The sequence below is a fragment of the Paenibacillus sp. GSMTC-2017 genome (assembly GCF_016019935.1).
Lineage (GTDB): Bacteria > Bacillota > Bacilli > Paenibacillales > Paenibacillaceae > Pristimantibacillus.
The window spans coordinates 421,643-439,428 of record NZ_JAECMT010000003.1 but is presented as its reverse complement, the minus strand read 5'-3'; the positions used below and the strand labels follow the sequence as shown (position 1 = coordinate 439,428).

Sequence of the window (17,786 nt, the reverse complement as noted above, 5' to 3'; positions counted from 1 at the left end):
TAGATTATTTGCCACCAGCAATGATTGCTTTGTTTTTCGCCCAGCCTTCAGTACGGAACTCAAGCAACTTATCGTAGCCACCAGCTACTGCATCCGCTTGTGCTTTATCCAAAATGCTATCTACTTCTTCATCAGACTTAGCCATTACTGACTTCGCATATGCTTGAGTAAAGATTTCGTCGATGTTCGTTTTGATAATTCCAAGCTCGCTGTCTGGAGCAGGGTTCAAGTTGATTAGATCAGTAGCGTTTGCTTGTGTAGGCCATGTGATCTCACTTTGGTAACGAGCTGCCCAGTTTTGTTTTTCAGGCGGAAGTGTGCTCTCGTATTTCATCTTAGCAGGATCGATGTAGCCAGTGTTACCATTCCACATAATTGGATCATGCTCTTTTTGAAGTTTTAGAACTTCTTCTGCATTGTATTCACCAGTAAATTGTGGGAAGCCATCAGCATCGAAGCCTTTCCAGTTTTTACCTTCAGGTCCGAAGAACAATAGGGATTGACCTTCAGGTCCAGTGTACCAGTCAAGGAATGCGAAGATTTTTTCTGGATCTTTAGCTTTTTTAGTAATAACGTTTACGTTCCAACCAAGTGCTGTGTAAGTACCTGGGAAGATTTTGTTTTTGTCCAATCCTTCTTTGTGGATTGGCCAGATCATGAAGTAACCAGCGTTTGGATCTTGTTTAACCAAATCTGTATGAGCGTTCATAGCTACTACTGTAGGGTTAGCTCCAGCGTATACTGCTACGCGGCCTTGCATTACTTTTTCTTCTACTTGGTCAATTGTTTGTGTGAAAGCATCTTGAGAAATCAATTTTTCTCTGTACAATTTAGCGATATACTTCTGAGCTTCACGGAAAGTAGGATCTGTGAATACAGAAGTCAATTTGTCGCCTTGTGGAATTGCGCGAACACCTGCATTTAGGTAAGTGTACAATGCATTCTCACCGAAAGCTGTGTACAATACGCCAAGACCTTGCATATCTTTTGCAAGATGCGGCTCAAAAGGAACTACATCCGGGTATTTAGCTTTTACAGAACCCAAGTAAGCATAAAGATCATCTGTTGTTTCAAGCTTAGGTGAACCAAGCTCTTCGTAAATCTTTTTGTTTACTACATAACCTGCGTTACCATTTGCACGGCCAGTGTACCAGTTAGGGAACTGATACAATTTACCGTCTTCGGAACGAAGCAAGTTAAGGTCATTACCCATCCATTTTTTAAGGTTTGGATATTTGTCTAGGTAGTCATCAAATGCTACTAGTTGACCAGCTACACGAAGTCTTTCTACATCAGCACCACGATCTAGCCACATAACATCTGGAAGACTGTCAGAAGCGATCATTGTGCTCAATTTTTGTTCAGGATTACCACCAGCGGATACTGGGATAATGTTAAGTTTTTTGTTTTCAATCAACCATTTACCTGCAACTGTGCTGTCCCAAGCTGGAACATCATACCAGTTGTAGTGACCGTACATGCTGAATTCAAGCGCCTCAGAACCAAACTCCCACACATCTGCTGGTTTCTCTGTTCCAGCATCAGCAGTAGCAGTAGCTGCAGCAGACTCGGCTGGTGATGCACTTGGCTCTACCTTACCTTTGTTGGAGCTGCAACCCGCCAGTACTGTCGTAAGCAAAAGAATTGCTGTTACGATGAGCAGCGATGACTTTCTAACTTTCTTCATGCTTGTACTACCCCTCTCATAATCTGTTATATGTCCAAAGCGAAATCGCCTTAAACCGAGATTAATACTACTCTTTCAACGAACCTACTAGGACGCCTTTAACGAAGTACTTTTGAACAAAGGGATATACCATAATGATAGGTAGAGTTGCAACCATCATCGTAGCCATTGTAAGTGATTTGGTTGTGATCGTTCTCATGCCATCCAAACGTGCTATAGAAGCTGTATCAATACTGTTAGTTAATTCTGTAACAATATTGGCATTCAGAATCTGACGAAGCATTGTTTGAATTGGTACAAGATCTGGATTAGTGATGTAGATACTTGGCAAGAACCAATCATTCCAATGAGCAACTGCTGTGAACAAACCTAACGTTGCAATAACTGGACCTGACAATGGAAGTACCAGCTTGAAGAAAATTCCCCAGTTGCTGCAACCATCAATTTGTGCGGACTCTTCCAAACCATTTGGAAGTGTCTTAAAGAATGTTCGGAATATAATCATGTTCCATACGCTGATAAGCGATGGGATGATGAAAACCCAAAAGCTGTCCATCAAACCAAGGGAACGAACTACCAAAAATGTAGGTATAAGTCCTCCACCGAAATACATTGTAAATATGAAGACTACCATATAAAACTTTCTACCCATTAAATCTTTTTTCGTCATACCATATGCCAGTATTGCCGTCATTAGAATAGCTGATATTGTACCGACGATAGTACGAGACACTGATACGATAAAACCTTTTACTAATCTGTCATCTTGAAAAACGATTTTGTAGTTTTCAAGAGTGAAAACCCGCGGCCAAAACGTCACGCCGCCCTTTGAGGTGTCTAACCCCAAGTTGAAGGATACTACTAATGCATTCCAGAAAGGATAGAATGCGCTGAATGAAAGAAGTATTAGAAAAGCGTATATTGAAAAAATTAGTACTTTATCTCCGAATGCTATGCGTTTCAAATTGGTCACCCTCCCTGATTATTAATTTTGCTAACTACCATAAGCTGTTTCCAGATCTGCGAGCTAGATAGTTCGCCAGGGTTAGCAATCCGACGCTAATTACAGCTTTGAACAAACCAACTGCGGTTGCGTAAGAATAACGGAAGTTTGACAATCCGACTCGATAAACATAGGTATCAACAACGTCTGAGACTGGCCTTAATACTGGGTTTGTCGCAAGCAATAATATATCTTCGAAACCCGCATTAAGTAAGCTACCAATTGATAAAATCATGAATATTATAATAACCGGCATAATCGTTGGAATTGTAATTAAATAAATTTGTTTAAATTTACTAGCCCCATCGATTTCCGCTGCTTCATATAAATGAGGGTCAACGCCAGCGATCGCTGCTAAGTATACAATCGATCCGAAACCAATCTCTTTCCATACATTCGCTGACACTAATATCGTCCAGAAGTATTCTGGAATGGACAAGAATGTTATCGGTTCATCGATAAGTCTAAGCTTTTCGAGTATCATGTTTACGCTACCATTTTCAGTAGACAACATAGACATCGTCAAACCTGCAACAATTACCCATGACAAGAAGTGAGGCAAGTACGTAATCGTTTGAACGACACGTTTGAAAATCATATGACGAATCTCATTAAGCATAAGTGCCAAAATAATCGGTGCTGGGAATCCAAATAAAAATTTCAATAAACTAATAACAACTGTATTTCTCATTACGTGATCAAAGTCTGGTGAAGCAAAAAACATTTCAAAATGCTTCCAGCCTACCCATGGATTTTTCCAAATATCGCCTTTAGTGAATATGTTGTAATCCATAAAAGCCGTTAGGATTCCATACATTGGTAAATACGAGAATACAATTATGAGTAATAGCCCCGGCCATACCATAAGTTGAATATCCCATTGCTTAATAAATCGCTTGATTCCGCTCTTCTTTGGTTTCGGTTTCTGTATCTTCAGCGATGATCCAATATTTTGCTCTGCCGATGTTTGCGACATGTGTATCCTCCCTTGCTGCTAAGTTGATATAGCTATTGTAAAGGAGTTTGCATATCGGATACTATTTGTCTGATCAACAAAAAATGATACATATCAACGATTGTATATAAAAATACAGATTCTTGAAAGTAGTTTGTATAAAATCACTACTTTAAATGATAGATGGGCATTTGTTACTGACAATTGCCCTTCTCCATCATAAATAGACTGTAACTTTAGTCATAAGTTGCGGTCTTGCCATCATTGATTTGTATCATTTTTTTTGATTATCATAAAATCGCAACTTAAGCCCCCTCTAGTTCAATATAATCATTAATGCGATGTTCTCGTTTGGTGATACTTTGATAATGATTCAACTACTAAATAGGTCGGATTGCTCAAGAATCTCTTAGCAAATTAACTAACATGAATTTATCTGTTGCGCAAATAGTTATACGCACCTTTTTCTATTACATACTTATGGTGTCGAGTTTGATTGCCCCCTAATGGTCGTATCAACTTATTAGATACTAGCCTTTTTAAAACTTCTCTACTAAAATCCTCTCCTTTTTGTATACATTTACGAACATCAGAAATCCGAAATGGTCGATTTAAACTAATCGCATTCCTCAGACAAATCCTTATGACTAATACCAATGTACTTGCCCAAATAAGCATACAAACTACTTCGACATGACTCTGCTTTTTTACTTAGTTCGTCCCAAGTGATTGGATAATAAATATACCCTTTACTAGCCATTGTTCTAATTCTACTTCTTTCAAAATCGAATCGATCCCGGCTAATATTTTCTGCATGTGCGATAAATCCTTCACTTTCAAATGCAATTGCTAATGGTTCGTAAAATGCATCAATATACATCGTTATTCCTGTAATACTGACCATTTCATACTGCATAATAAATCCATCAAACGTTTGAAATACAGGCCAAAGTACCTCTTTAAATAGTTTTTCTTCACCTGTTAAATCCTTCTCTAATAGTTCCAACCGTCTACCTTTTGCGTTTTTCTTTTGACTTTCTACATACTTCTGAAACTCCGATTCAAACATCATATCTCCTCCAATAGTAATAAAAAAAAACGCCGCGTACCTCCTCTATGGAGATAAACGGCGTATGCTTTACGCACAATAAACTATATATGGAAATTATAGAGCTTTACGAATGATTTTACAATATTAATTTCGAAAAATATCAACCTTACTAATTAGAGAGGATATGGTTGCGCTCTCCTTGCTTACGCGTGACTACCGCTAACCCGATTTTATCGGGTTACACCGCTCCACGCGTGCTCGCGCCCACCGCTAACCCGATTTTATCGGGTTACACCGCTCCACGCGTGCTCGCGCCCACCGCTAACCCGATTTTATCGGGTTACATCGCTCCACGCGTGCTCGCGCCCACCGCTAACCCGATTTTATCGGGTTACACCGCTCCACGCGTGCTCGCGCCCACCGCTAACCCGATTTTATCGGGTTACATCGCTCCACGCGTGCTAACGCCTACCGCTAACCCGATTTTATCGGGTTACACCGCTCCACACGTGCTCGCGCCCACCGCTAACCCGATTTTATCGGGTTACTCCACACCGCTCCGTGCATACCCGCGCACGTTCGCGTACAAAACCGCGAACGCAATACTCTCCTCTTACTTCAACACTTTACGAATCAACTTAAGCTTATTTTTATACGGAGGGAACATGATGCCAATTTCGAAGCGAGTACTTCTTTTTAACACACTTTTTTGGTGTGAAAATAAGTCAAAGCTATGTTTCCCATGATAACCACCTATGCCGGAAGTTCCGACTCCACCAAAAGGCAGATGATGATTGATAATATGTGAGAGTGTATCATTCACACAACCACCGCCGAAAGATAGTGTATCCATAACAAGCGATTCAATTGCACGATCCTCTGTAAAAAGATATAGCGCAAGTGGTTTTGGTCGTTGCCTAATCATTTCGATCGCTTCATCAATATGTGAATAGGTCAATATAGGCAATATCGGACCGAAAATTTCATCCGCCATGGAAGCGACATCCATTCCTCTATCGTCCACCATCCCAACATCGAGCAAAGTTGGCTCCAAGTACAAATCTGACCGATCCTGTCCACCGCCATGACAAACACGCTCATTGTCCGATTTCAACATGTCCGCCAACCGATCAAATTGTCTTTCATTTATAATCCGTCCATAGTCGCTACTATTTTGCACATTCTCTCCAAAAAAAGCATAAATCGTTTCACGAAGCTTTGTAATTAGCGGCAACTTCAAATCCTCATGTACAAGCATATAATCCGGTGCGATACACGTCTGCCCCGCGTTAAGGAATTTCCCCCAAACAATACGTTTAGCCGCGAGCTCTAAGTTAGCACCACGATCTACGATGACTGGACTTTTCCCTCCAAGCTCCAACGTAACAGGAACAAGATTTTTTGCGGCAGCCTCCATTACAATCTTCCCGACACTTACACTTCCCGTGAAAAAGATATAGTCAAAAGGTGCATTAATCAGCGAAGAAGTTGTCTCCTTCTCCCCTTCTACAACCCGAATATACGAAGAATTGAAAGTTTCTTTAATTAACTTACTTATAGCTGCAGTTACAAATGGTGTATGTTCCGACGGCTTCACAACAGCACAATTACCCGCCGCAATAGCCCCAATCAATGGCTCAAACACTAGTTGAACAGGATAATTAAATGGGCTAACGATCAAAACCGTGCCATAAGGCTCTGCTTTAATGTAGCTTTTTGTCCCAAAAAGTTGAATCGGTGTCTTTACTTTTGTAGGCTTCATCCACTTCTTAAGTTGTTTAGAAACAGCTGAAATACTATTCAAAACTAATCCGATTTCAGAAGCATAAGCTTCGGTTTCACTTTTCCGTAAGTCTTTATATAGTGCTTCTGACAGTTCCTTTTCATAATGGATAATCGCAGAACGAAGCTTCGCTAGTTGCTCCAATCGAAAAGCGCAACTTCTAGTTGAGCCCGAATAGAAATATCGTCTATGCTCTTCAATCATTTGAAGGGCATCAACATCAGTATTAATCGTCATTTCAGGGCCTCCTTGCCTATTCCATTTAGTCAATCCATACCTTATCTTTTCGAAGTACTCTCACTGATCTATGTAACATTTTTATTTTAGTATAAAGGTTGTAACTCAAGGAAGTTTCATTTATTTTTGCAGAGTTATGAATTAATCGTATGAGTGTTATTACTTAGTTGGAAATTCCTTTCCAATATACATACCACGCGGCTTTCAGCCGTCTTTCAGTACGCTCAGATCCACCATAGACTAATTCTAGGCAAATTGAGTCTACTAAGGAGGAATAGGCCATGTTAGCTACCTCAGGGTCGAGTCCAGCTAGTTCACCATTTTCTGCCGCTCGTTTGAATAATTGTAACCAAAGTTCACTTATGCGATCGACGTGATCATTGGAATACCCATTGATTTCATCATATAGATGAGGTGGCGGATAAAAGGATACACGTAAGTAGAAGCGAAGATGGCTAGAATTTTGAAAGCTATCAATGTAACTACGCAACATCTTAAACAAACTTTCCTGCAAGGGAAGTTCAGCGATATCACTTATTAACGCAGTTATACGATCTAGCTCTATACAGTACGAGTCACGAACCACTTGAAGGAAAAGATCATCTTTTCCCTTAAAATGAGCATAAATCGATTGTTTCTTAAGTCCAACTTGATCAGCGATTTGCGATAGTGAAGTCCCTTCATAACCATATTGTGAAAATATATGTAATGCCGCTTCTTTCAGCACAGTACTCATAAATCGTCCTCCTCAAGCGATCCTAACGAACGTTCGTCAATTAAAAATACTCTAACATGTTTCAACTGCCAAAACAACAATAAATGAACACACTCTGCCTTTCAAAATTGAAACATCTATAACCAACATCATTACTTCTTTCATTTAAAAATAGGATGTCCCAAAAGCTGAAACTTCTGCTTTTGGGACATCCTCACAATTCGCACATTTTAACTCTATTCTGTCCGTTTAGGAAGCAGTTTTACATAACCATCTGAAAGCTTCATAAGTTCCAGTACATAATCATAATCCGCTCTGTACTTGCTGAAATCTGCAACTGGCTCCATCGTTTTCAAATCAATGGCTGTTCCATCTTCAAAACCTTTACCAGGCACAAACATAATGTCATCATTAAAGAACGTACCTGTCGGACTATAATATCTCATACCAACGACATTTTTTGTTGTATTAAGCAAGTCTTTACCGAATACAGTATAACCTTCGTCCTTAAGGGAAATACCAAGCAAGTTAGCAAGTGTCGGCATCATATCGATTTGACCTGCTACACCTTCATACGTTTTTCCTTCCACGCCTGGAGCATGGATCAAGAACGGTACGTTAAAGCGGCTGATTTGATCGTGATAGTTGATTCCAAGCACTTTCTCAACCCAAGCTGCATCATTTTCTTTGATCTGCAAGCCATGGTGATCACCATAAACAACTAATACAGTATCTTCCCACATGCCATTTTTCTTTAAGTTTTCGATAAAAATACCTAATGCTTTATCTGCATAGTTTGTAGCACCAACATAGTGACCCAGTTGTGTACCACTAAGTTCCTTCGGAATATCAATACTCATAAACTTTTGCTTCATCCAGAAAGGATGGTGACTAGAAGTTGCAATGAACTGAGCATAAAAAGGTTGGTTCTGTTTGTGAAGTTCAGTCAACTTTTCCATACCTACACGATACATTTCTTCATCAGAAGCACCAAAGCCATTAAAGTTATCATTAACGAAACTAGGACGTTCATAATATTTATCAAATCCTAAAGCTGGATACAAATTTTGACGATCCCAAAAAGTTACATCATTAATATGGAACGTGTTAGAAACATAATTTTGTTTAGCTAGTAGTCTTGGCATACTCGGAATTTCACGATCGCCAAAACCTTTTGACATTGCAGTATGACCTACAGGATATAGTCCTGTGTTAGATATAAACTCAGCATCGGACGTGTTTCCTTGTCCAATTTGCTGGAACATATTCGGGAAGTAGAAGCTGTTTTCTTTTATAAGACCATTTAGTACCGGCGTAACTTCCTGTCCACCTACTTTAAGGCCAACCATCATATCTTGGAATGACTCCAATTGAACGACAATGACGTTTTTACCTTTAGCGGCTCCAAAGAAATTCTGCTTTTCAGTATCTACAACGCCAACTTCACCGCTAAAACCTTCTTCAAGCTGAGCCAGTGTTTCTTTTGTTTTTTCTGTAGAACCCTCACGAATTGCTTTATTTTCTTTTGCCTCATTTATAGCAGTTGCAACTTGATAGTTCAGAACACCAAGTCTTTCCGCTTGCACAAGTTCGTTGCTAATGTCCAAATCATTACGAATGTATAGGAAAGAAGCTCCTATAGCGACTACTAACGCAATACCGACATAGATCGGCTTCGCTACTGACTTACTTTTAGCTTTATCTTCTCTCGTTCTCAATGTAAAGATGTAAAGAAGAGCTATAATGACAATATCCAAGAAGAACAAGAAAAACTTCAAGTTAATTGCTGATCCAATACTTTCTTTTACTCCACCAACTTGGTCCAGACCGTGAAGCGCTGTATACGTTGGTATACTCCCGAAGAAGGTAAAATAGACGGTACATGAAAACAATAGCAATGATAAAATAATATTTACACTGTTAAACACTAGCGACTTCCATCTTGAAGTCGTGATCAATTCGAATACGCAAAGCAATACGAGAACGGAAGCGACATCAGATAACAATCTGTCGACTTGAACACCTTGGAAGTTAAATTGACGGAATAAGACCATTTTTATCATGACAAGTATAAAGGTTGTCCAAAAAGGTGACTTACGAAAAATATTCAAAATCGAATTCAACTTACTCACTCCTTGATCATTTACTATGCAAAATAAGAAAAACCGTCAAAAATCGACGGTCGCATGTTTTTTTGACGATTAATCTAATATTAACTTATCTAGCAACAGAAATAAATAGGAATCTACTTACAGCGATTGGAATTACTAATCAAAGCCAGTGCTAATCTAGCTTCACAATTATAAGGAAGATGGTGGAAATAGTTGAAATTAAACATTCTAATCGCTGACGATGACAATCATATTCGTGAACTTCTACGGTTCTATTTAAATAAGGAAGGATACGTCGTATTTGAAGCTGACAATGGGGAACTCGCTGCAACCATCTTGGAAAATAACAGTGTGCACCTTGCAATCATCGACGTCATGATGCCTCTAAAAGATGGCTGGGAATTATGTGAGGAAATACGCAGATACTATGATATACCTATTATCCTTCTTACTGCAAAGGGTGAACAAAAGGATAAAGCAAAAGGTTTTATCTCTGGAACGGATGATTATATGGTTAAACCTTTTGATCCCGCTGAACTTCTCTATCGGATAAAAGCACTTCTACGTAGATATCAAGTTGTATCCGCCGACCTCATTACACTAAATCGGATAGTTATCAATCGAAGAAGCTATGAAATTACAGTGAATGGCGAGCTTATCGAGCTTCCACTTAAAGAGTTTGAGCTTCTTGCTCAGCTTGCCAGTCATCCCGGGCAACTCTTTACTAGGGAGCAACTTCTCCGTCAAGTGTGGGGAGCTGATTACAACGGTGACAGCAGAACGATCGATGTCCATATCAAAAGAATACGGGATCGCTTCATACATGTTAGTGATAATTTTGTTATCACTACAGTTAGGGGAATTGGTTATAAGCTGGAGGTTCGAAGCAATTGAAAACGCTCTATGTAAAAATCGTATCCATTTTTATATTCATTACGGTAGTCAGTGGATTCATTGCACTGCTTCTTGCTAATTCTTTTTACACCACTAGACTTCAACATTACAACGAAGACAAAGTTCTCCCTATCGCTGAGCAGGTCCGTGACATTTTTGAATCTACAGCTCCAAACACTAGCCTCCCTGCTTATTTGAACAGAATTGCAAAGATGGGCTTCCAAATTTATTTAGTTGACCAATCGTTAAAGAGCACCGTATATGGAGACCCATTCAAACATACAGCATTTGACCAACAAAAAATTAACCTCGTACTTCAAGGTGAGACCTATCTGGGTAAACTTGAAGAACAACGATTATTGGAGATAACAAGTTATTTCGAAAATAGTATCCGTAATACGGTAGGCTTGCCGATTCAGTGGAACGGTGATACTTATGCAATGTTTTTACGTCCTAATCTAGAGCAACAGGTCGGGGAAATACGAGTACTACTCGCTCTTTTACTTGGATATGCCTTTATTCTTAGTCTTGCCTTTATCGTTATTTTGACTCGGACGATCGTTAAACCGCTTAAAGCTTTAAAAGCCGCAACTAAAAAAATTGTCGGTGGAAACTATAAGATGGAGCTCGATGTTAAACGCAAGGACGAGATCGGGGATCTAGCTAGACATTTTTCCCAGATGGCATCTTCATTAGAGCGATTAGACGAGATGCGTCAGGAATTTGTCGCTAACGTTTCTCATGAGTTTCAAACGCCTGTTACCTCCATTCAAGGCTTCACACAAGCTATTATTGATGGAGAAACGACAGAAGATGAGCAACGACATTTTTTGCAAATTGTTAATGAGGAAAGCAAACGTCTCTCCTCTCTCAGCAAGCAGCTTCTAACGTTAGCGGCATTGGATTCTGAATCAACAATTGTAAATAAACAACCTTACAGGTTGGATGAGCAATTACGCCAAATCCTTATTATTACTGAATGGCAATGGTCCCAAAAAAATCTGGAGCTAACCCTAGAACTGCCGGAAATTACAATTACAGCGGATGAAGCCCTATTGCATCAAGTATGGCTGAATCTAATGACTAACAGCATCAAATTTTCTCAAAATGGCGCTCATATCCGTATCGATATTTCCGTAGCAAAAACTATAGAAGTAACATTCACCGACACTGGAATAGGAATTCCGCCTTCTGAGCTTCCTTTTATCTTTGATCGCTTCTACAAAGCGGACAAAGCGAGAAATCGAGCTTTGACAGGAAGTGGTCTTGGATTGTCTATCAGTCGAAAAATCATTGAATTGCATGGAGGAACAATCGACGCAAGTAGTGTACCTGGACAAGAAACCCGCTTTACAATAAATCTTCCTTCCTTGTAATACTCCGTTCATCGCGTGTTCATATTCCTGTTCTACGATCTTAACTGATCGAACTTACAGGAGGTTATGAACACCATGCAACCCTTTTTCCAACGTTTAGCTGAAATCGTAAGTAGTCGCAAAGGCTGTTATATTACCGTTATCGTTTGGCTCGCCTTTGTTTTACTCCTTTCTTTCAGTGCCCCAAGTGCCAAAGAACACGCAATAAGTAGCAGTGAAAATAGTATTCATCTCAATACACCTTCGGCAAAAGCTCGAGCGCTTGCAGAGGCACATTTTCCATCGGAAAACGGCTCAATCGCCTTGTTGGTATTTCACAACAATACAGCTGCTATTACACAAGAGCAAAAACAAACGATTGAAGCAATAAGTAAATGGCTATCATCCGATACTCAACCAAACTACATTTCAGGTGCGATGCCCTATCACCAATTTCCACAAAACATTAAAGATAGTCTCTACTCCAAAGATGGCAGTACGATGTTGCTCAATGCTGCTCTAACAAAAGATATAGATTCCGCTACGATTAACGATACATTGGATGAAATTCGAGACTATGCTCATTCAATTGGCCTAAATGGATTGCAATTGGAGATTACAGGACCAGCAGGTATCGCTTCGGATACGATCGAGCTATTTTCCAAAACGGATCTTATTCTACTCTTCTCTACCGTTGCAATAATTGTTGTCATCCTAATCGTCATCTACCGATCTCCTTTAATCGCACTCCTCCCTCTGCTTATTGCAGGAATCGTCTATCAGGTGGTGGATCGAATAGTAGGACTTGCGGCAGCAACCGGTTGGTTCGAAGTAGACAAACAAGCGCTATCTATTATGATGATTCTGCTCTTCGCCGTATTGACCGATTATTGCTTATTCGTTGTAGCAAGATATCGGGAAGAACTAGGAAAACATCAGTCAAAACATGAAGCAATGAAAGCTGCGATGACCGAAGTAGGTGAACCTATTTTATTTAGCGGAGGAACGGTCTTGCTTGCGGTTATCGTATTATTCGCAGCCATCTTCCAGCCTTATCATTATTTTGCTCCTGTATTTGCAGTCGCAATGGTTATTATTCTACTTGGAGGATTAACGCTCATCCCTGCAATATTCACATTAACTGGTCGGGTAGCCTTCTGGCCATTTGCTCCAAAAACAGCTCAAAAGTCGAACAAAGAAAATGGTTTATGGAAATCAATTGCTCGGTTTGTCACAAGGAAACCAGCGGTTGTCGCATCAAGTATTGTTATTCTCATGATTGCTGCTTCCTTAAATGTGTGGAGTATTGATTTCTCTTATAATCTGATGAAGTCTTTTCCTAAAGAGTTATCATCTAGACAAGGCTTCGAGCTTCTAGAACAACACTTTCCCAAAGGGCGATTAGCACCGGTAACGATATTGCTGGAAAGCGATCATAAGCTTGATTCGACTAGTAAGGAAGAGCTAAATCGTATCATCCATTTGAAAAATAATATTGAAAAGTTAAATGGTATTGGAAAAATATCACCAAATCTAACAGCCTTATCAAGTGATGACTCAAGTAACTCGCTACCTCGGAATTTCTTATCTGAGGATGGCAGATTCGTTCAGCTAGAAATGATTTTGGAGGAACATCCGTACGAAGCTTCTTCTCTTCAAACACTCAAAGAGCTTCGAGCTAACAGCGACGCCCTCTTAAGCGCAAGCGGCTTCGATCCAGCGAGTTCAAAGTTGCATTTTGCAGGACAAACCGCACAGCAGCTTGATGTTCGTGATATGAACAAACGTGATGTCATTGTCGTATTTTCTTTAGTCATTGCACTTATAACGATTATGCTTGTTTTTCAGGCCAAATCCTTGCTTATTGCAATGACTATGATGGGAACGATGTTACTTTCTTTTACAGCGACCTTCGGGATAAGCTGGGCAATAGTGAACATCGGCTTCGGTTACGATGCAATTAGTTACCGACTGCCACTATACTCCTTCGTATTCCTAATTGCATTAGGGGTAGATTATAACATTATGCTTGTTTCTCGTATTCTCGAAGAATCTCGTAAGCGACCATGGATGGATGCTGTAATGCTCGGGGTATCTCGTACTGGAGGTGTCATTTCATCTGCTGGTATTATACTTGCAGCAACCTTCTGTGTCTTAATGACCCAGCCTTTGCAAGAACTGTTTTTATTCGGTTTTATAATGGCTGTTGGTATTTTGTTAGACACGTTCATCATTCGAGGTATGCTGCTTCCAGCAATTCTAGTTTTGATTGGAAAATGGATTAAATAATTTCAAAAAGGCGTCATTACCAAAGAATAACGATCTATCTTTGGAAATGGCGCCTTTTTTTATACACTTAACTCTTTATCTCTTGGTCACCATGCCATAACTGACGCAATGATTCACTCTCTTCCAACAGTTTATCAAGCGTTCCTTCGGCTTCAACGTAGCCATCTTTCATAACAATAATGTGATCGGCTTGAGATAATGCGGCTTTGCGATGTGAAATAACAAGACATGTTGCATCTCCTCGCTCCTCAAACAATCTGTTCCAAAGCTTCTTTTCAGTCTCAACATCCAATGCACTCGATAAATCATCAAATACATATAGCTCAGCTTCTCTTACAAGCATACGTGCTGCTGCCCCGCGCTGAACTTGACCACCCGATAACTTAACACCTCGAGGCCCGATCATTGTATCTAAGCCATGAGGCAGTTGACGTAAATCTTCTTCCATTACTGAAGTATGAATAGCTCTTCGCATCTGATCCTCATTCTCCGGCTGTCCTAACAAAATGTTATCTCTGAGAGAATCACTGTATAGTCTTGGCACTTGAGCTGTATATGCACTTCTTGGTGGAATAAAAAATGATCCATGATCATCTACATCTTGGCCATTCCATTGTACTACTCCACTATCTTTGGGAAGCAATCCAAGTAGCACTCGTACAAGTGTCGTTTTACCTGAGCCAATTGGACCTGTAACGACTGTAAAAGAACCTCTCGGCATATGAAGATTAATGTGATCGATACCTCTACCTGTCTCTGGATAACGATAGCTAAGTCCCTTAACCTTAAGCAGTTCCAGCTTTTCATTTTCCTTAAGTGTAGCTGTTACTGGTACTTTGCCTTCACCCTTCTTCAAATTCAAAGAACGATACAATGTAAGGACTCGAGCTGATGTCCCTTGTAAAATCCAAGTCAGTCGTGAAAATGCAACGCCCATTTGTTTATAGTAAGTTAGAAACCTGCCAAAGTTTGCGATAAATTGTGTGACGAACGTTAAATAATATACGAATAGTGCAAAGTCACCAATGGCGAATTCACCGCCTCGCATTTTCGCCCCTGCCAGCAGAAGAATAAGTCCTGTTCCTAAATTTACTGTATTGGAAAAGATCGAATCCAGCCCTTCTGTCATTAGCTTATCCTTCAACATCGTCTTGCGCCGATTATCGCTAAGTCCTCTAAAACGGTCAACTACACGTTTCTCAGCGCCAGCAACTTGTATCGCTTGAACGTTGCCAAACATTTCGCTTATCGCTCCTGTTACTTGTGATGTCGCTTCTCTGCTTGCCGTACGATATTTCTGCAACTTTGTCGTCGCAAGCTGTGCAGCAATAACAACAAGCACAAGTGGTAGAAATACGAGTAGCGTCATAGTTGCATCTATGCGAATGAGAATAAAACAAGCTACTACCGCAAAACAAGTCATACCGAACACATCGACCGACCAGCTTGTCGCTTCCTCTGATTGATCCACATCATCACGGAAGTAACTTATCGCTTCTCCTGGTGAGCACGGAATTGCCTTTGCCCCAGGCTCTTTCTGGACATGCTCGAGTAAATTACGTCTAATGAGCATCCCCATTCTAAATCTGAAATTCACGTCGGTTATAAAGCCGATCCACACACTTATTCCGCGCGCTAGCGCAACCCCAATCAACAAGGCCACCAGCATCCCTGTTCCATAAATAACTGGGTCATCGATCTTTAAAGAATCAAAAAAAGCTTTCGTTATAAGTCCGGGGAAAATAGGCATTAAGTAAATAATCGTCCATACAAGTGCGTTAGCGATATACCAGCCTTTGCGATATCCGATTAACCGCATCATATATTGAAATGTGTTCATACTGTCACCTCCTCAAGTCCTGCTGCAAGCATACGGTTAAATCTAGAGGATGGGTCTGTCGCTAATTTATTTCGTTCACCTGACTCCACAATTGCACCTTGATCAAGAATGATAATCTGATCAGCACGTTCAATGGTAGATAATCGGTGTGCAATAATAATACACGTACGTTCTCGAAGCAGCTTATCGACTGCCTTCTCTAATCGTTGCTCAGTTAGCGGATCAAGTCTAGAGGATGCTTCATCTAATATGACTAGGCCAGGCTCACTCAGAAATACACGTGCGAACGCAAGTAACTGAGCTTCACCAGCAGACAAACTTCCTCCACCGGAGTCTAATAAAGTATCCAGTCCATTCGGTAATGCTGCATACCATTCAGTTAACCCTAAATCACCAAGCACAGCTACAATCGCTTCATCAGAAATGCTTCTATTATAGAAGGTTAAATTATCTCTTACACTGCCTTGTAATATTTCAATACTTTGCGTAACTAGCGCCACCTTACTCCTTAGCTCTGATAGCGTGCATTGTTTAATATCTACATCATTCAGTGTGATTTGGCCATCCTGAGGATCATAAAAACGAAGCAACAAACGTCCTATCGTCGTCTTCCCGCTTCCTGTACGTCCCAATAAACCGAGCACTTGACCAGGCTTAAGATCGATGTTCAGACTTAAGAGGTTAGGTTGATCATCATAGCCAAACGTCACATCATGAAAAGCGACTGCAAGCGGTCCCTCAGGCAATAATACGCCAGGCCCATCTTGTACCTTTGGCTTTAAGTTAAACAACTCTCTAATCCTCTTCATACTTGCATCAGCCTTTTGTAAATCTTCAAGCTGGAGTCGAATCTTTTCGATCGGTTTAGCAAGCAGCTCCGTATAAAAGAAAATAAGATAAATCGTACCTATCGTAATTTGGCCTGTTTTCCACAAATGAGCACAAATAACTAAAGCCATTGCATTTGCAAGTGCAAACACAATAATCGTCGAAATCCACATCGATGCAAATCCTAAAAATGCTTTCTTTCTAAGTGGAAACATCCTTCTTAACAAAGAATAAAACCGGTTCATAACAAAACCAGAAGCTCCATTCGCGCGAGTATCTTCCGTGCCTTCCAAATGTTCTCCAATAAAGCCGTAAAACTCTGCATTAGCTTGACGCCAGTTCTGCCAAACAGGAGCTGCTATTTTGCGAATCCATTTCACAATCGAAAATATTGAAATAACGAAAACAAGCATCCCAGCGCCAATCCACATATTTTCACGGAATAAGAGAATGATTATACCGAGCATTAAAAATAAATTGCCTGCCATATTAATAATAAAACTAGAGAAAAAATTAGCTAACGCATTCACATCACCATCTACTCGTTCAATCAAAGAACCTGATGTATTTGATTTGTGGAAGGACATATCGAGTCGCAAGCAATGCTCTGCTAAATCACCTCGTAGCTTGTTTGTCGTACGCCAAGCCAAGTTTTCACTTACATATGTAGCAATAACAGCGATAATCTGCTGTACGAGAGAGAAGCCGATAAATAGTAATGCTGCGTACATTAAAAGTTCGATTGGTTTATCAGATCCCGCCGTATCGATGAAATAGCGAATGATTTGAGGATTGACGAGTTGAAGCCCAATTGAACCAAACAATAAAATCGTCAAACCAATTAATGAAGACTTATGGGGTAACAAGTATTTGCTAAGCATACTGTAGTAGTGGTTAAATGTGTTTGATCCCTTAGAGTTACTCATTGTTACTCCTTCCTCACATGCTTTACAATCATTTGTTGTAAGCAATAGCCATGTCTGATATTATTTTTACAGATTAGATTGTTATTCTACAATTTTCTACAATCTTCAACCT

At 40.1% G+C, this 17,786-nt stretch carries 12 protein-coding genes; 3 read left to right on the top strand and 9 right to left on the bottom strand.

All coding sequences use genetic code 11. From position 1 onward, the window contains the following. Positions 1–4 precede the first annotated feature (4 nt). From I6N90_RS13980 to I6N90_RS13950, 7 genes are all read right to left on the bottom strand, one after another. The gene (locus I6N90_RS13980) at positions 5–1,687 is read right to left on the bottom strand and encodes an extracellular solute-binding protein (RefSeq protein WP_197936219.1); all 1,683 of its coding nucleotides are present in this window, start codon (positions 1,685–1,687) and stop codon (positions 5–7) included. Positions 1,688–1,754: 67 nt separating this feature from the next. After that, positions 1,755–2,651 carry a carbohydrate ABC transporter permease gene (locus I6N90_RS13975; RefSeq protein ID WP_197936218.1) on the bottom strand — a complete coding sequence of 299 codons (897 nt, stop codon included), beginning with the start codon at positions 2,649–2,651 and terminating at the stop codon, positions 1,755–1,757. Between the two features lie 34 nt (positions 2,652–2,685). Beyond that, positions 2,686–3,666: an ABC transporter permease gene (locus tag I6N90_RS13970; RefSeq protein WP_197936217.1), complete on the bottom strand. Its 981-nt coding sequence runs from the start codon at positions 3,664–3,666 to the stop codon at positions 2,686–2,688. 595 nt (positions 3,667–4,261) lie between these two features. Beyond that, positions 4,262–4,717, bottom strand: coding sequence for a hypothetical protein (locus I6N90_RS13965; RefSeq protein ID WP_232242990.1), 456 nt, complete (start codon positions 4,715–4,717; stop codon positions 4,262–4,264). A gap of 592 nt (positions 4,718–5,309) precedes the next feature. After that, positions 5,310–6,716 (bottom strand): aldehyde dehydrogenase, encoded by a 1,407-nt coding sequence (locus I6N90_RS13960; protein ID WP_197936215.1) that lies wholly within the window; start codon positions 6,714–6,716, stop codon positions 5,310–5,312. Positions 6,717–6,879: 163 nt separating this feature from the next. Beyond that, the gene (locus I6N90_RS13955) at positions 6,880–7,452 is read right to left on the bottom strand and encodes a TetR/AcrR family transcriptional regulator (protein WP_197936214.1); all 573 of its coding nucleotides are present in this window, start codon (positions 7,450–7,452) and stop codon (positions 6,880–6,882) included. A gap of 215 nt (positions 7,453–7,667) precedes the next feature. Beyond that, a complete protein-coding gene (locus I6N90_RS13950; protein ID WP_332262457.1) occupies positions 7,668–9,554 on the bottom strand; it encodes an LTA synthase family protein in 1,887 nt (628 codons plus the stop codon). Between the two features lie 201 nt (positions 9,555–9,755). Here I6N90_RS13950 and I6N90_RS13945 point away from each other — a divergent pair, with 201 nt between their 5' ends. The 3 genes from I6N90_RS13945 to I6N90_RS13935 all read left to right on the top strand — a co-directional run bounded on the left by I6N90_RS13945 (position 9,756) and on the right by I6N90_RS13935 (position 14,080). After that, complete coding sequence (locus tag I6N90_RS13945; protein ID WP_197936213.1) at positions 9,756–10,436, top strand: response regulator transcription factor; 681 nt, start codon at positions 9,756–9,758, stop codon at positions 10,434–10,436. Next, positions 10,433–11,812, top strand: coding sequence for a sensor histidine kinase (locus I6N90_RS13940; RefSeq protein ID WP_197936212.1), 1,380 nt, complete (start codon positions 10,433–10,435; stop codon positions 11,810–11,812). Before I6N90_RS13945 ends, I6N90_RS13940 begins: the two co-directional genes overlap by 4 nt. Positions 11,813–11,878: 66 nt before the next feature. Beyond that, on the top strand, positions 11,879–14,080 hold the full coding sequence (locus tag I6N90_RS13935) for an MMPL family transporter (protein ID WP_232242989.1): 2,202 nt from the start codon (positions 11,879–11,881) through the stop codon (positions 14,078–14,080). Positions 14,081–14,147: 67 nt separating this feature from the next. Here the strand turns inward: I6N90_RS13935 and I6N90_RS13930 are convergent, their stop codons facing one another. Next, positions 14,148–15,920 (bottom strand): ABC transporter ATP-binding protein, encoded by a 1,773-nt coding sequence (locus tag I6N90_RS13930; RefSeq protein ID WP_197936211.1) that lies wholly within the window; start codon positions 15,918–15,920, stop codon positions 14,148–14,150. Then, a complete protein-coding gene (locus tag I6N90_RS13925; protein WP_232242988.1) occupies positions 15,917–17,674 on the bottom strand; it encodes an ABC transporter ATP-binding protein in 1,758 nt (585 codons plus the stop codon). Before I6N90_RS13925 ends, I6N90_RS13930 begins: the two co-directional genes overlap by 4 nt. Positions 17,675–17,786 lie beyond the last annotated feature (112 nt).

Excerpts from the sequence above, each read along its gene's own strand:
- I6N90_RS13930 (WP_197936211.1), bottom strand. The coding sequence starts at position 15,920 with ATGAACACATTTCAATATATGATGCGGTTAATCGGATATCGCAAAGGC.
- I6N90_RS13965 (WP_232242990.1), bottom strand. The coding sequence starts at position 4,717 with ATGATGTTTGAATCGGAGTTTCAGAAGTATGTAGAAAGTCAAAAGAAA.
- I6N90_RS13955 (WP_197936214.1), bottom strand. The coding sequence starts at position 7,452 with ATGAGTACTGTGCTGAAAGAAGCGGCATTACATATATTTTCACAATAT.
- I6N90_RS13925 (WP_232242988.1), bottom strand. The coding sequence starts at position 17,674 with ATGAGTAACTCTAAGGGATCAAACACATTTAACCACTACTACAGTATG.
- I6N90_RS13970 (WP_197936217.1), bottom strand. The coding sequence starts at position 3,666 with ATGTCGCAAACATCGGCAGAGCAAAATATTGGATCATCGCTGAAGATA.
- I6N90_RS13960 (WP_197936215.1), bottom strand. The coding sequence starts at position 6,716 with ATGACGATTAATACTGATGTTGATGCCCTTCAAATGATTGAAGAGCAT.
- I6N90_RS13980 (WP_197936219.1), bottom strand. The coding sequence starts at position 1,687 with ATGAAGAAAGTTAGAAAGTCATCGCTGCTCATCGTAACAGCAATTCTT.
- I6N90_RS13935 (WP_232242989.1), top strand. The coding sequence starts at position 11,879 with ATGAACACCATGCAACCCTTTTTCCAACGTTTAGCTGAAATCGTAAGT.